Here is a 13,728-nt window from a genome sequence, read left to right on the forward strand (position 1 = left end):
AGGTCAGAGAAGCGCAGGCAGCGCCTGGGCGGCTGTGTAGACGGCGACGCCGAGGACCAGGACGGCAAAGGCGGTCTGAAGCCAGGCGGCGCCGACACGGTCGGCGAGGCGAGCCCCGGCGACGGCTGCTGCCGCTGACGTCACGGTGAGGACTGCGACGGGCACCCAGTCCGGCTGGACGCCGGCGCCTGCCCGGACCGCCAGAGCCGCCGCACTTGTGATCGTGATGACGACCAGCGACGTGCCGGCGGCGTACTCCATCGGCAGCGCGAGGGCGAGAAGAAGGGCGGGGACGACGAGGAAACCACCGCCCACGCCCAGGAAGCCGGTCAGCGCCCCGACGACCGTCGCGGTCGCCAGGACCTTGAGCGCCCGGGGGCACTGGCACGCGAGCGTCGGGCTGAACGTGATGATCGGGTCGTCCAGCGCGGGCTTCGTGGCACGCCGAGGGCCACCTCTCCGGCTGTGACCTGCCTGGCGCCATGCCAGCATCCCGCCGACCAGCAGCATCAGGGCGGCGAAGGCAGCCAGCAGGACGTCCTCGGAGACCCGGCTGGAGGCCTCGGCGCCCGCGACCGCCCCGCCGATCGCAACCAGGCCGAAGACGAGGCCACGGCCGAGCAGCACGTTGCCCGCGCGGTGTGCGGCGATCGCCCCGATGAGCGACGTGAGGCCGACGACCACCAGCGACCCGGTGGTCGCCTGAGCGGGAGACTGGTCGAGCAGGTACACCAGCACGGGCACAGCCAGGATCGAGCCACCGCCACCGAGTGCCCCCAGGGACAGGCCGATGAGGGCACCGGCGGCGACGGCGAGGACCAGTGTCATCTCAGGCGTCGGCCCCGTCGGCGAGACCGCGGGAGCTCACCAGGTGCAGCCCGACCTTCTCGGCGTTCTCGAAGGAGTCGTCGATCGCGACCGGAGTGCGGCCGGCCGCGCTGACGAACGAGGCGGCGACCGAGGCACGATAGCCGCCGGCGCAGTGCACCCACACCTCGCCGACCGGCACCTCGCCGAGGCGTCGGGGCAGCTCGTGGATCGGGATGTTGACCGCCCCTTCGACCGCCGCAGCGTCGTACTCCTCCGAGCGGCGCACGTCGAGCACGACGACGTCGCGGTGGTGACGCACCTGCGCCAGGTCGGCGAAGGTGGCGGTCGGGAAGCTGCCGAGCTCGCCGTCGGTCCAGTCCTTCGGGCCGCCGGTGGCCTGGGCCGCGGGCCGGTCGATGCCGATCCGGACCAGCTCGCGCTGGGCGGTGGCCACGTCCTCGGCGGTCTCGCCCAGCAAGGTCACCGGGGTGCCCCACTCGATCAGCCAGCCCAGGTAGGTCGAGAAAGCACCGTCGAGCCCGAAGTTGAAGGTGCCGGGGGAGTGCCCGGCGGCGAAGGCCTGGCGGTTGCGCAGGTCCACCACCCACTCGCCCGCCTCGATCCGGCGCCGCAGCTCGGTCGCATCGGCCTCCTGCACCGGGGAGAGGTCGGGCGCGGACGGGCCGGCGGCGTTGGCGGGTCCCATGTGCGCGTAGTACGCCGGCCAGGCACCGAGGCCGCCCAGCAGCTCGCGGACGTAGGTCTCCTCGTCCTGGGTCAGCACCGGATTCGAGCGCTTCTCGTCGCCGATCGTCGAGGCGGTGGCGTCTGACTGCGTCGCCGAGCAGAAAGAGCCGAACCCATGGGTCGGGTAGACCTCCGCACCGTCGGGCAACCGCTCGGCCAGCTTGTGGGCCGAGGCGTGCTGGTGGCGCACCAAGGCGTCGGTGTGTGCCTCGCCGAGCAGGTCGGGTCGGCCGGTGGCGCCGTAGAGCAGCGAGCCGCCGGTGAACACGCCGTACGGCGCCTCGTGATCAGGCTCCTCGACGGAGAGCTCGTACGACAGGTGGGTGAAGGTGTGACCGGGCGTGGCGATCGCGCGGACTCGCATTCGGCCACCGACCTCCACGACCTGGTCGTCGGCGATCGGGGTCCGGTCGAAGGTCACCTCATCCGCGCCGTTGACCAGGTAGGCCGCGCCGGTCGCCTGCGCGAGCGCCAGACCACCGGTGACGTAGTCGTTGTGGATGTGGGTCTCGAAGACGTGGGTCAGTCGGACGCCATCGGTTTCGAGCACCTCCAGCACCCGGTCGATGTCGCGCTGAGGGTCGACCACGAAGGCGACCTCGCCGTCGTGCACCACGTAGGTGCGATCGCCGAGCGATGGCGTCTCGAGACTGCGGACGGTCAGCCCTACGGCCGGCCGCTGCTGCGCGTCGTCGGTCGCCGGGGCCGGCGCGGTGGATTCGGTGGCGGTGTGGTCGGTCATGGTCGCCTCACTTCTCGATCGGTCGCCCGGAGCGGATCCAGGCATTGGTGCCGCCTGCGACGTTGATCGCGTCGAAGCCGCTCGCGATCAGGGCGTCGGTCATCGCACTGCTGCGGTTGCCCGAGGCGCACACCATGTGCACGGAACGATTCCGGTCGATCTCGCCCAGTCGGGCGAACAGTTGACTCATCGGGATGTTGATCGCGCCGGGCACGTGGCCCTCGCGGAACTCCGCGGGCTCGCGAACGTCGATGACAGCCGCGCCCCGATCGAGTGCGGCGGCGAGCTGGTCGATGGTGGTCTCACGCATGAGAGGGGACTCCTTTGCTGGCTTGTCGATGTAACCCCCCGGGGGGTTGTGTTCTCGACGTTAGCACATCCCCCTAGGGGGTTGTATGGTTGTCGGTGCACCCCCCGCGCAGACCTAGTGATCGGTACCCAGGAGGGACATACCCATGACGCAGTACACGCTCGAAGCCACGGTGCGCCGCCCCTATGACGAGACCGTCGAGGCAGTGCGCGGAGAACTCGCGACTGCCGGATTCGGCATCCTCACCGAGATCGATCTGAAGGCGACGCTGAAGGCGAAGCTCGACGTCGACGTCCCGCCCCAGGTCATCCTGGGGGCCTGCCGTCCCCAGTTGGCTCATCAGGCTCTGCAGGCAGATCCGTCGATCGCCGCGCTGTTGCCCTGCAACGTCGTCGTCCGGGCCGTCGACGACACCACCACCGTTGTCGAGGCCTTCGACCCCGACACGATGATGTCCATCGCTGGCGAGGCCGGCGACACCCTTCGCGCCGTCGCGACCGACGCACGGCAGCGGCTGACCGCGGCCCTGGCCGCACTGGAGGACAACTGATGGACCTCGAACCCGCCGAGATCAAGGCGATCATCACCCGTATGAAGCGCGCCAACGGCCATCTCGCCAGCGTGATCCGCATGCTGGAAGAGGGATCGGACTGCGAGTCCGTCCTCACCCAGCTGGCTGCCGTGAACAAGGCGCTCTCCCGCGCGGGTTACGCGATCGTCGCCACCGGCCTGCAGCAGTGCCTCACCGAGTCCGACGAGGGTCTTGACGGCGTGGACGTCAAGAAGATGGAGAAGCTCTTCCTCGCCTTGGCGTGACGCGGTCGTCGGGCCGCGATGGCCTTGCTGATCATCGCCTGCAGGTGATGTACGCCCGGGTGTCAGGCAGTTCGTCAGCGGTGCGCAGGACCAACGGCACTGAGACCGGGGCGAACGCGCGGACTACGTTGGCTGCGGGGTGAATCCTGTGACCGAGCCGATGCCTTCCAGCAAGCCGGGTGAGTCCGTGCGTACCAGCCGCCGGTGGCTGTGGGTGATGACCGCCGCCGCAGCGGCGCTCGCGGTTGCGGTTGCCGTGCTCATCGTCATCGTCGTGCGCTCGGAGAACGGCGACCGTGGTGCCGCGCCGACACCGTCTGCGAGCAGCGCTGCGACGCCGTCCATGAGCACGACCCCTTCGGAGTCAGCCACCCCGAGTCCGACGCCCACGGAGTCGACGACCACACCGACGCCACCCTCGCGGTTCCGCTTTCAGCCGCTGTGGCCGTTCGCAGACATCGAGGAGGCGGCGGTGTGGCAGCGGGCATATCGCGACGGCGGGCACCAGCCGTGGCATCTCGATGCCGGCCTGGTCGCGCGGCGGTTCACCCAGAGCTACCTCGGCTACCAGGAGGTCGACCGGGTGGTTCGGGTGGCGATCTCCGACGACCAGGCGTGGGTCGATGTCGGCTTCCGGCTGCCCGACGGCAAGGACGCCACGGCGGCTGTCGTGCACCTGGCGAAGATCGGAAGCGGTTCGTACGCTCCGTGGGAGGTCGTCGGCACGAAGGACAGCACCCTGTCGCTGACCACGCCGCGCTACGGCGCGACGGTCACGTCCCCGATGGTCGTCGGCGGCAGGATCACCGGGGTGGACGAGAGTCTGGTGATCCGGGTCCTGCGCCTGGGCACCGGCGAGGTCGGCCGGTCCCCGGGCATTCCCGCCGGCGGGCAGAACAGTCCCTGGTCGACCACGATGCCGTTCAGTGCTCCCGCGGGCAGCGTGCTGACCATCGCGGTGTCGACCGGTGGCCATGTCGCTGGCGTCGAGCGGTTCGCCATCACTGGCGTCCGCGTCCGGTCGTAGCACCGTTGGCCAGCGGGACGGGTGCGGTGCGGGGCCAGGTCCAGGCGCACCGCATGATGAAGCCGAGAAGGATCAGTTCCAGGACGACGCCGAGGCCGTAGAAGTAGAGCCAGGACGCGCCCGCCAGGTTGAATGCCGTGACGGGGACGTAGAGCGCGGCCACGACGAGGTTCGTGATGCGGTTCGCCCGGGCGGGCAGCGCCATCGACAGCACGACCATGAGGCTCGGGACGGACACCAGGGTCAGCGCCGCGGTCGAGAAGGTCTGGGAGAGGTCGAACTCGAAGACCTTGCCGTCGAGGATGTCTTCGACAACGCCGGGCGTGAAGAAGTTGAGGATGTCCACGTAGACGTACAGGAACATGAAGCTGGTCCATGCCGCGGCGAGCTTGGCTCTGACCGGGATCGGCCGGTCGTCCGGCGTGGTGATGGTTTGACGTGTGCTCATCGTGGCCTCCGTTTGTCGTGTGAGGATCGGTGGGTCCACGCTCGCTGAGTCCGGCAGCAGGCACATCGGGCCGGAGGCCGGATCGTGCCCGGCCGATGGAACGGTCTCCGTCTCGTACTTTCGGCCGGTACGCGGCGGCGCCCCGATCCCTAGGCTGGAGCCGTGAACACTGTCCGGCGCTCCCTCTGGCACGAGCCGCGGCCTGCCGACGCCCTGCCCGTCGGTCGCCTGGACTGGCTGCTCGTGGGCGTCTTCGCCGCCGCCACCCTGGTCGAGGGCATCGTGCGGCCGGGCCTGGCCTGGCGACCCCTGGTGACGGTGCTCGCCCTCGCGCTGGTGCCTGCTCTGCTCTGGCGGCGGAGACGTCCGCTCATGGCCGCCCTTTTCGGGTGGGGCGTCGCCGGGCTGCTCTCGGTCCTCCAGCTGGCTGTGAACGGCGGGGACCTCGGCCTCTACTCCATGATGGCCGACCTGATCCTGCTCTACTCCCTGGTGCGGTGGGGCTCGGGACGGGAGATCGTCCTGGGGACGACGTCCGTGGCGATCGTCGTCGTGCTGGGGATGTACGCCACCTCTGCGGGCCGGGCCGACGTCTTCGGTGGCAGCGTCCTGCTGCTGTTGATCGTCGCGCTGGCGGCGGTGTTCCGCTACCGCGCAGACCTCTGGCATCGCCAGCAGCTCGAGATCCGCAACCAGGAGCGCGTGGCCCTGGCACGCGAGCTGCACGACACCGTGGCCCACCACGTCTCGGCCATCGCGGTGCAGGCGCAGGCCGGTGGCGTGGTCGCCGGCATCCAGCCCGAGAAGGCTGCCGAGGTCCTGGCCGCGATCGAGGACGAGGCGTCGCGGACCCTGGCGGAGATGAGATCCATGGTGCGGGTGCTGCGGGAGGAGGAAGCCGTCGCGTACTCACCGCAGCCGGGCGTCGCGGACCTGCCTGCTCTGGCACGCGCTGACGCGACCCCTGTCGTCGAGGTCTCGCTGACCGGTTCGTTGACCCGGCTGGCCCGCCCCGTGGACGCCGCGCTCTACCGGCTCGCCCAGGAGTCGCTGACCAACGCCGTACGGCACGCCCGGAGCGCGACCCGTGTCGGGATCGACGTACGCCGGGAGGGCGAGATCGTCAGGCTGCGCGTCATCGACGACGGCCAGCCCGGGCCCGGGCCGACCCCGGAGCCCGGGTTCGGCCTGCTGGGCATGGCCGAACGCACCCAGCTCCTCGGCGGATCGCTCTCTGCCGGGCCGGGGCCCGACGGTGGCTGGGTGATCGAGGCCGTGCTGCCGGTGGAGACGCCGGCATGAGCATCCGTGTCGTCGTGGCCGACGACCAGGACCTGGTCCGGACCGGACTGGTGATGATCCTCGGCGCGCAACCAGACCTCGAGGTCGTGGGGGAGGCGGCGGACGGGCTCGCTGCGCTCGACCTGGCGACCCGGCTGCGTCCCGATGTCCTCCTCGTCGACATCCGGATGCCTGGGCTCGACGGTGTCGAGGTGACGCGGCGCCTGGCCGGGCCGGACGTGACGGACCCGATGGCGGTCGTCGTGATCACCACCTTCGACCTCGACGAGTACGTCCTCGGCGCCCTACGCGCCGGCGCTCGTGGCTTCCTGCTCAAGGACGCCGGACCGGAGCTTCTCGTCCAGGCCATCCACGCGGCGGCAGACGGGGACGCGCTGATCGCCCCCAACGTCACCCGCCGGCTGTTGGCGACCTTCGCCGACCAGGCGCCGGCCGTGCCTGTCCAGCCCGTCGACCCGCTCACCGAGCGCGAGGAGGAGGTGCTCGCCCTGGTGGCGCGGGGCCGGACCAACGCCGAGATCTCCACCGAGCTCTTCGTCAGCCTGAGCACGGTCAAGACCCACGTCGCCTCGTTGATGACCAAGCTCGGCACCCGCAACCGCGTCGAGATCGCGATGTGGGCCTACGACACCAGACGGGTGCGACCCGACTAGTGGCAACCGAGCGGGGTCGGCGCCACAGTCGGCCGCTGTTCAGGGCTCCTGGCGTGTCCTCTGCTGGGCCAGCCCGGTCAAGAGGAGGTCGAGGCCGAAGCTGAACTCGTCCTCCAGGGGAACCGGGCCGAAGTCCGCCACCGCGGCTGTGGCCGCGAGGCTGTTCTCGCCGGAGTTCCGATAGGCCTCGGCGAGCGCTGCGTCCTCTGTTTCCACTCCGTTGAGCTGGATGGCAAAGCCCAGGACGAACCGCGCGAGCGTGGCGTAGCAGCGGATCGCGATGGGCGGCGAGAAACCGGCGTCCAGGAGCACCTGGAGAGCCACCTCCCGCACGGCCATCGCATTCGGACCAGTGGGCGCTTGGGCGAGCAGCAGCGGTGCGACGTTCGGATGGCTCCGGAGGTTCTCGAACATCCAGGTGGCCATGGCCCGGCACGCGTCCTCCCAGCCGAGGCTTCGTAGGTCATCGGCCTGAACGGGCACCCCGCCGAAGGTGTGGTCGATCACGTGGTTGATCAGTTCGGCCCGATTGGAGAAGTGTCGATACAGGGTCGCGGTGCTGGAGTCCAGACGTTGCGCCAGAACGCGGAGCGAGAGCGCATCGGCCCCCTCTTCGTCGACGATCTTCAGCGCTGTCGCCACGATGCGTTCCTTGGGGACAGGTGGGCGGCCGCGCGTGCGGCTGGTGCTGACGGAGTCGGAGCGCGCGTTCATATCGGTTACATCGTAGCCGATAGGTGTTGACAAGCGTCAGAAATAACGACAACACTGTAGCCGTTATGAAATCTTCCCTCGTCGGTCCGGACCCGGACTCTCAGTTCGCCGTCGTCGGCGACATGAGCCTGCACTTCAAGCGCTCCGGCAGCGGACGCGCACTTCTGCTGCTGCACGGGAGTGGTTCGTCGAATCACGGTTTCGAGCGCGTCGCGGCGAACCTGTCCACATCGTTCGACGTCATCGCCCTCGACCTCCCCGGGTTCGGGTTCACCGGGCCACGCCCCGACCGGGACTACCGGGTGTCGACGTATGTCGACACGGTCGCTGGGTTCATGACAGAGCTCGGCCTGGAACGTTTCTCCGTCGTCGGCAACTCGCTCGGCGGGAACATCGGCTGGAACCTGGCTCTGGCCGAACCCTCCCGTGTGGAGAACCTCGTGCTCATCAACGCCACCGGCTATCCCGAGAAGTCGCTCCCGATGGGCATACGGTTGGCCCGCAACCCGATCCTCCGACCGCTGCTGCGGCGCTGGCTTCCCAAGCGTGCAACGGAACGGAACCTACGCGCGCTCGTCGGTCGGCCGTCGACCGTGGACGAGGCGATGGTCGACCGCGTCCACGCGATGATGAGCCTTCCCGGCAACCGGTCTGCCTTCGTCGACCTCGCGAACACGGCCCAGGAGGACCGCAGCAACCTGATTCCTCTGGTCGCCGTACCGACGCTCGTGCTGCGCAGCGCGTCGATCGATGGTCAGCACTTCGGCCGGGACATCCCGGGGACGGTCGAGCGGACCCACCCGACCGGTGGCCACCTGCTGCCCGAGGAGGACCCGGAGTGGGTCGCCGCGCGGGTCCGCGACTTCCTGGGAGGCGACCCGGACCCCCACGGCGGACGTACGAGGCAGGACGGGGCGCGACCATGAAGTACTTCGCCGGTCGGGGAGAGGATCTCCTCCTGGACGAGCGGGCGAGGCGTGACCTGCGCGGAAGCTTCGTCGAGCTTTCTCACGGCGTGACCCACTATGAGTTGACCGGCCCGGAGGACGGCGAGACCGTCGTCCTCACCGGAGGGTTGACCGTTCCCTTGTTCTACTGGGACGGTCTGGCCGAGCGCTTGCACGGCATGGGATTCCGAACACTCGCGTACAGCGCTTACGGACGTGGGTATTCGCAGCGACTCACGTGCGACTACGACGAGACACTCTTCGTCGGCCAGCTCGAGGAGCTCGTGGACGCGCTTCGACTACCACGTCACCACGTCGTCGGGACCTCGATGGGCGCGGTCATCGCCATGGCGTACGTGGCGGGACGCTCGGACATCAAGAGTCTGACTCTTGCCGGGCCGGCCGGGCTGTCCGCCCCGCCGGCCGGCCGCTGGCTCTTCAAGAGCGATCACGCTGCCGCATTCGTCGGCAGAAGGCTCGGACGGCGACTCCTGGAGAGCCACCTGGACCACAACGTGCGGGACGACGCAAGTGCGGCGGCCCTGACACGCATGGTGCATGACGCGTTCCGCTACCGAGGCTCGATGTACGCGTTGTTCTCGACGCTGCAGAATCTGCCCTTGCACGGACGGGCCGAGCTCTTCCGCAGCACCGGCCACTCGGGCATTCCCACCATGCTCCTCTGGGGCGAGGACGACCACGTCACCCCCATCACCAGCCTCGACGAGGCTCGCACACTCCTGCAGCCCCAGCAGTGTCACGTGATCAGGCAGTGCGGACACATGACGCCACTCGAACGACCCGACGAGGTCGCGCACCTGGTTGCGTCTTTCACCACCAACCCCACAGAACGGCTCGAGCGATGACGACAGAGGACACGGTGATCGACGTACTCATAGCTGGTGCCGGCCCGAGCGGCTCGGCGCTGGCGATCGACCTGGTCCGTCGGGGCCTTGACGTCCGGATCGTCGACAAGGCGCCGCACTCTTTCGAAGGCTCCCGAGCGAAGGGACTGCAGCCCCGAACACTCGAGGTGCTCGACGATCTCGGCGTCCTCTCGGCCGTCCTCGAACAGGGGAGCTTGTATCCCAAGCTCGGCATCCACCTCGGCCGCGCTGTGATCCCGTGGCGCATGATGAAGAACCGCGCAGCCACCGCCGACGTGCCGTATCCCAACACGTGGCTCATTCCTCAGTTCGCCACCGACGCGGCGTTGCACGCTCGGCTCGTCGAGCTGGGCGGCAAGGTCGAGTACGGCACCGAGATCACCGGATTCACCCAGGACGACACGGCGGTCACCGCGACCCTCGCCACGGCGGCTGGCGTCGAGCGCGTCACTGCCCGGTACCTGGTCGGCACCGACGGTGGTGCGAGCACGACTCGTTCCGCGCTGGGCATCGACTTCATCGGGTCGACCGACGAGCAGGACCGCATCCTCATCGTCGACGCCACCACCACGGGTCTGTCGCGAAACCGGTGGCACATGTGGCCCCGGATCCGTGGAGGCTTCGTCGCGGCGTGCCCACTGCCCGACAGCGATCTCTTCCAATGGATGGTCCGGCTCTCGCCGGACGAGAACCCACCCACCGATCTCGACGAGATCAACACCCGGATCCGTGCCCACACCCACGCAACGGGCGTCGAGCTCCAAGACATTCGCTGGAGGTCGGTGTTCCGCCCCAACATCCGGCTCGCCGGCGCCTATCGCCAGGGCCGGGTCTTCATCGCCGGGGACGCAGCGCACGTGCACACGCCCGCAGGCGCTCAAGGCCTCAACACCGGCATCCAGGACGCCTACAACCTCGGATGGAAGCTCGGCCAAGTCCTCGCGGGAGCTGACGACGCCCTTCTCGACTCCTATGAGGGTGAGCGACAGCCCATCGCAGCCGGAGTCCTCGGCCTGTCGACGAAGAAGTACGAGGCCATCGGCAAGCTCGATCCGACGAGCATCCGTCGTGGCAAGGACGAACAGCAGCTCGGGATCACTTACCGAGGCGGTCGACTGGCGGCCGCCGGTGCACAGACGACCAGTCGGCTCAACGTCGGTGATCGTGCTCCAGATGCTGTCATGGTTGATGCCGAGGGGAACCCCGTCAGGATGTTCGATGCCTACCGAGGCCCCCATTTCACCGCGGTCGCGTTCGGCGATGGGGCGGCTCGTGCCTTGAGCGAGATCCAGTGGCCAATGGCCGGCGCGGCCCTGAGGACGGTGGCGATCGACGCACACTCCTCGACCGCCGATCTCGATCTGACCGATGGCAACAGAAGCTTCAGCGACTCGTACGGAGTCAGCCACGACACATTGTTCCTGGTCCGCCCAGACGGCTATCTCGCCTCGATCGCCTCCGGAGACATGGTCAGCAAGACGGAAGCAGCGCTCGCCCTGTTGACCCCTCTGTCGCGTGGAAGCCGCACACTGTCCGAGGTGGATCCATGTCCCGACGTGTACTGATCACCAACGCCAACCTGCTGACCATGGCCGAGCCGGCCGCGCCTGGGCTCAACCAGCTGTTGGTCGAGGACGGCCGGATCGCCGCGATCGGGCAGGACCTCGGAGTCACCGATGCCGAGGTGATCGACGCGCGCACGGGCATCGTCATGCCCGGTATGGTCGACACACACCGGCACACCTGGCAGTCGATTCTGCGAGCCACCTTGGCCGACGGGACCCTCTACGACTACATGGCTCTGGTGCGGTACGGCTATGCGCCGCACTTCACCGCTGGTGACGCGGAGCTGGGCAACTACGCCGGTGCGCTGGATGCGCTGAACGCCGGAGTGACAACGGTGGTCGACAATGCCCACCTGGTCGCCACCCCGGATCATGCCGACGCGTTGCTCACCGGTCTGGAGAGCGCGGGCATCCGGGCTGTCTACTGCTACGGCCTGCCCGACGTGGCTGACCCGGACGTACCCATCGAGACCGAACGTACCTTCACCTCCCGTTGGCGCCACCAGGACGCGGAGAGGCTCCGCGCCGAGCGGCTGTCCGCCGACGATGGTCTGATCCGGTTCGGGATCAGCGGCAGCGACTTCCTCTTCGCTCCGCTGCACTACACCGTCCCGGAGGTGGAGCTTGCCCGGCGTCTGGACGCGCATCGGTTCTCGGTGCACGTGGCCAACGGGCCGTTCGCCCGCGGCACCCGCTATGTCTCTCGACTGCTGGCGAAGGGGCTGGTCGACGAGCGCACACTCCTCGTGCACGGCAACGTGCTCAGTCACCGCGACCTGGCACGGATCGCGAGCGTCGGAGCGTCGATCTCGGTGACCCCGGAGAGCGAGATGCAGATGGGCATGGGGACGCCGATCTGGGCCAGCGCACGGACCGCAGGAGTGGTCTGTGGCCTGGGGGTCGACATCGTCTCGGGAGGTTCGGGGGACCTGTTCACCCAGATGCGCCTGGCGCTTGCCGCCGGGCGGATGGCCGCCCATGACAGGCTCGGCGAGCACAGGGTCATGCCGGAGAGGCTGCAGCTGACCACGGAGCACGCCTTGCGAGCAGCCACCATCGACGGCGCCCGCGCGGCCGGCCTCGACGGCGAGGTGGGCACGTTGGAGATCGGGAAGCGGGCCGATCTGATCATGGTGCGGACCGCCGAAAACCACCTGTCGCCTCTCCTCGATCCGGTCAAGACCGTCGTCGTGCAGGCCGGAGCGGGCGACGTCGAGCTGGTCATGGTCGACGGCCGGATCCTCAAACGCGACGGGAAACTGGTCGGCGCCGACTGGCACGGGATCGAGGCACGTCTTCAGCAGGCCGCCGATCGGATCTTCACGGCTGCGACCCAGCAGAGCCTCGACCAGGCATACACCTACGTCCGGGCAGCGTTCCCGCTGGACAGAGCCTCTGCGATCGGGGCTCGGGTCATGGGGAAGGCCCTGCAGGTCCGTGGCCTGGACGACAAGATGTTCAGGGTCATGCTCGCCCACTCCGCCAAGCGGCGCTGACCTGACCTATGAGGCTGATCCGATGACGCGGGCGACCTCCAGGGCCAGAGCCACCTGGAGGGTCCGGCCGGTGAGCTCTTGGGGCAGAAGGTCTCTCGCTCGCTCCAGGCGGGTGGCGACCGTGTTGCGATGCGCGAACTCGACCTGAGCGGTCCGGGTCAGGTTGCACTCCTGGCGTAAATAGGTCCGCAGGGTCTCGCGGACCTCTGCGGGTGCGTCCGCGAGCGGGCCCAGTGTGCGAGCCACGAACTCGCGAGCCTGGTCCTCGTCGCTGCTGGCCAGCGCCACGACCTCGACGTGGTCGTACGAGGTGATGTTGCTGTGCAGGGGAAGCCTCCGCGCCAGCCGCTGTGTGACTGCCGCCTCCTGGTGACTCCTGCGGAAGCCGGGCAGGCCCGTGCCGGAGAGGCCAAGGGCGACATGCACCTCGGCGAGGGTTTTCAGGGGGTGGTGTTGCAGCTTGGTGGCGAGGTCCTTGATGTGGCCGCCTCCGGAGAGCCAGACCCACAGGGTCGATCGTCCGACCGGGAGGATGAGTGGGCGTGCCGTGCCACCCGCACGGGCCAGCTCGCTGGCCGCGGCCTCGAGCGCGCCCTCGGGCGGCGTCTCGTCGGACCAGACGATCGCGGCCGTGTGTGCCCGAGCGACCTCATAGCCGAGCAGTTGCGTCGCCCGTCGCTCGGAGATCGGTCCTCCCTCGAGGATGAGCGCCACTGCTTCGGCCCTGGCGGCCGTGGTCGCGTCGCGCAGCTGGGAGCGTTCGGCGCGGATCATCGTGCTGATCCCCTCGAGCGTCTCCTCGACGTAGGCGAAGATCGACCGCGACACCAACGCCAGCAGTTCGCGGAGGTCGCCGTGGTCGTCGGTGACCCGGAAGGCCACATCGGTTGCCGCCTGCATGGCCAGGTTCTGCCCCACGCGGAACCCGCTGAGGATCGTCTCGTCGAAGCCGTGGCGTACGACGTCCCGGGCGAAGTCGATGTTCTCCGGGCTCAGGTTGGCGGGCACGGGAAGGCCCGGCTTGCGAAGGTTGGCCGTGGCCCAGACCGTCACGTTGGAGCGGCCCGCGGCCCGCAGCGGGTCCGCGAGTCCTGGCGCCAGCTCGAGCAGCTCGCGGTTCACCTCGAAGCTTGCCGTGTCGATCGCGTCGAGCAGTTCCTCGGCATGGTCGAGAAATTCCAGGACCGCTCGCCGAAACAGGTCGGCCAGACGAGGAGACGGCGGATCCCATTCCCTGACCAGTGCCGAACTCATGACCGGTCAC

At 68.9% G+C, this 13,728-nt stretch carries 15 protein-coding genes; 9 read left to right on the forward strand and 6 right to left on the reverse strand.

From position 1 onward, the window contains the following. Window positions 1-3: 3 nt before the first annotated feature. From OG984_RS01655 to OG984_RS01665, 3 genes are read right to left on the reverse strand one after another with little or no spacing between them, the layout of a single operon-like run. Window positions 4-828 carry a sulfite exporter TauE/SafE family protein gene (locus OG984_RS01655; RefSeq protein WP_328529943.1) on the reverse strand — a complete coding sequence of 275 codons (825 nt, stop codon included), beginning with the start codon at window positions 826-828 and terminating at the stop codon, window positions 4-6. Between the two features lies 1 nt (window position 829). Further along, complete coding sequence (locus tag OG984_RS01660; protein WP_328529944.1) at window positions 830-2,299, reverse strand: MBL fold metallo-hydrolase; 1,470 nt, start codon at window positions 2,297-2,299, stop codon at window positions 830-832. Between the two features lie 7 nt (window positions 2,300-2,306). Beyond that, window positions 2,307-2,609 (reverse strand): rhodanese-like domain-containing protein, encoded by a 303-nt coding sequence (locus tag OG984_RS01665; protein WP_328529945.1) that lies wholly within the window; start codon window positions 2,607-2,609, stop codon window positions 2,307-2,309. A gap of 145 nt (window positions 2,610-2,754) precedes the next feature. Between OG984_RS01665 and OG984_RS01670 the strand changes: the two genes are divergently transcribed. The 3 genes from OG984_RS01670 (at window position 2,755) to OG984_RS01680 (ending at window position 4,452) form a co-directional block, all read left to right on the forward strand. Continuing rightward, window positions 2,755-3,159 carry a DUF302 domain-containing protein gene (locus OG984_RS01670; RefSeq protein ID WP_328529946.1) on the forward strand — a complete coding sequence of 135 codons (405 nt, stop codon included), beginning with the start codon at window positions 2,755-2,757 and terminating at the stop codon, window positions 3,157-3,159. After that, complete coding sequence (locus OG984_RS01675; RefSeq protein ID WP_328529947.1) at window positions 3,159-3,425, forward strand: metal-sensitive transcriptional regulator; 267 nt, start codon at window positions 3,159-3,161, stop codon at window positions 3,423-3,425. Before OG984_RS01670 ends, OG984_RS01675 begins: the two co-directional genes overlap by 1 nt. Window positions 3,426-3,573: 148 nt before the next feature. Further along, the gene (locus OG984_RS01680) at window positions 3,574-4,452 is read left to right on the forward strand and encodes a hypothetical protein (RefSeq protein ID WP_328529948.1); all 879 of its coding nucleotides are present in this window, start codon (window positions 3,574-3,576) and stop codon (window positions 4,450-4,452) included. Here OG984_RS01680 and OG984_RS01685 read toward each other — a convergent pair. Continuing rightward, complete coding sequence (locus OG984_RS01685; protein ID WP_328529949.1) at window positions 4,427-4,900, reverse strand: DUF6326 family protein; 474 nt, start codon at window positions 4,898-4,900, stop codon at window positions 4,427-4,429. The genes OG984_RS01680 and OG984_RS01685 overlap by 26 nt on opposite strands. A 162-nt stretch (window positions 4,901-5,062) precedes the next feature. On the opposite strand from OG984_RS01685, the gene OG984_RS01690 reads away from it, so the two are divergent. Continuing rightward, window positions 5,063-6,202: a sensor histidine kinase gene (locus OG984_RS01690; protein WP_328529950.1), complete on the forward strand. Its 1,140-nt coding sequence runs from the start codon at window positions 5,063-5,065 to the stop codon at window positions 6,200-6,202. Then, window positions 6,199-6,855, forward strand: a complete 657-nt coding sequence (locus OG984_RS01695) for a response regulator transcription factor (RefSeq protein WP_328529951.1) — start codon at window positions 6,199-6,201, stop codon at window positions 6,853-6,855. The genes OG984_RS01690 and OG984_RS01695 overlap by 4 nt, the downstream gene beginning before the upstream one ends. Window positions 6,856-6,894: 39 nt before the next feature. Here the strand turns inward: OG984_RS01695 and OG984_RS01700 are convergent, their stop codons facing one another. Next, window positions 6,895-7,569, reverse strand: coding sequence for a TetR/AcrR family transcriptional regulator (locus OG984_RS01700; protein WP_328529952.1), 675 nt, complete (start codon window positions 7,567-7,569; stop codon window positions 6,895-6,897). Window positions 7,570-7,634: 65 nt separating this feature from the next. Between OG984_RS01700 and OG984_RS01705 the strand changes: the two genes are divergently transcribed. From OG984_RS01705 to OG984_RS01720, 4 genes are read left to right on the forward strand one after another with little or no spacing between them, the layout of a single operon-like run. Beyond that, a complete protein-coding gene (locus OG984_RS01705) occupies window positions 7,635-8,495 on the forward strand; it encodes an alpha/beta fold hydrolase (RefSeq protein WP_328529953.1) in 861 nt (286 codons plus the stop codon). Further along, window positions 8,492-9,382, forward strand: coding sequence for an alpha/beta fold hydrolase (locus OG984_RS01710; protein ID WP_328529954.1), 891 nt, complete (start codon window positions 8,492-8,494; stop codon window positions 9,380-9,382). The genes OG984_RS01705 and OG984_RS01710 overlap by 4 nt, the downstream gene beginning before the upstream one ends. Next, window positions 9,379-10,968 carry an FAD-dependent oxidoreductase gene (locus OG984_RS01715; protein WP_328529955.1) on the forward strand — a complete coding sequence of 530 codons (1,590 nt, stop codon included), beginning with the start codon at window positions 9,379-9,381 and terminating at the stop codon, window positions 10,966-10,968. The genes OG984_RS01710 and OG984_RS01715 overlap by 4 nt, the downstream gene beginning before the upstream one ends. Then, window positions 10,950-12,464 carry an amidohydrolase family protein gene (locus tag OG984_RS01720; protein ID WP_328529956.1) on the forward strand — a complete coding sequence of 505 codons (1,515 nt, stop codon included), beginning with the start codon at window positions 10,950-10,952 and terminating at the stop codon, window positions 12,462-12,464. Before OG984_RS01715 ends, OG984_RS01720 begins: the two co-directional genes overlap by 19 nt. A 6-nt stretch (window positions 12,465-12,470) precedes the next feature. On the opposite strand, the gene OG984_RS01725 is transcribed toward OG984_RS01720, so the two are convergent. Continuing rightward, window positions 12,471-13,718 (reverse strand): PucR family transcriptional regulator, encoded by a 1,248-nt coding sequence (locus OG984_RS01725; protein WP_328529957.1) that lies wholly within the window; start codon window positions 13,716-13,718, stop codon window positions 12,471-12,473. Window positions 13,719-13,728 lie beyond the last annotated feature (10 nt).

The organism is Nocardioides sp. NBC_00368 (genome assembly GCF_036090055.1).
In the GTDB taxonomy this organism is placed as follows: domain Bacteria; phylum Actinomycetota; class Actinomycetes; order Propionibacteriales; family Nocardioidaceae; genus Nocardioides.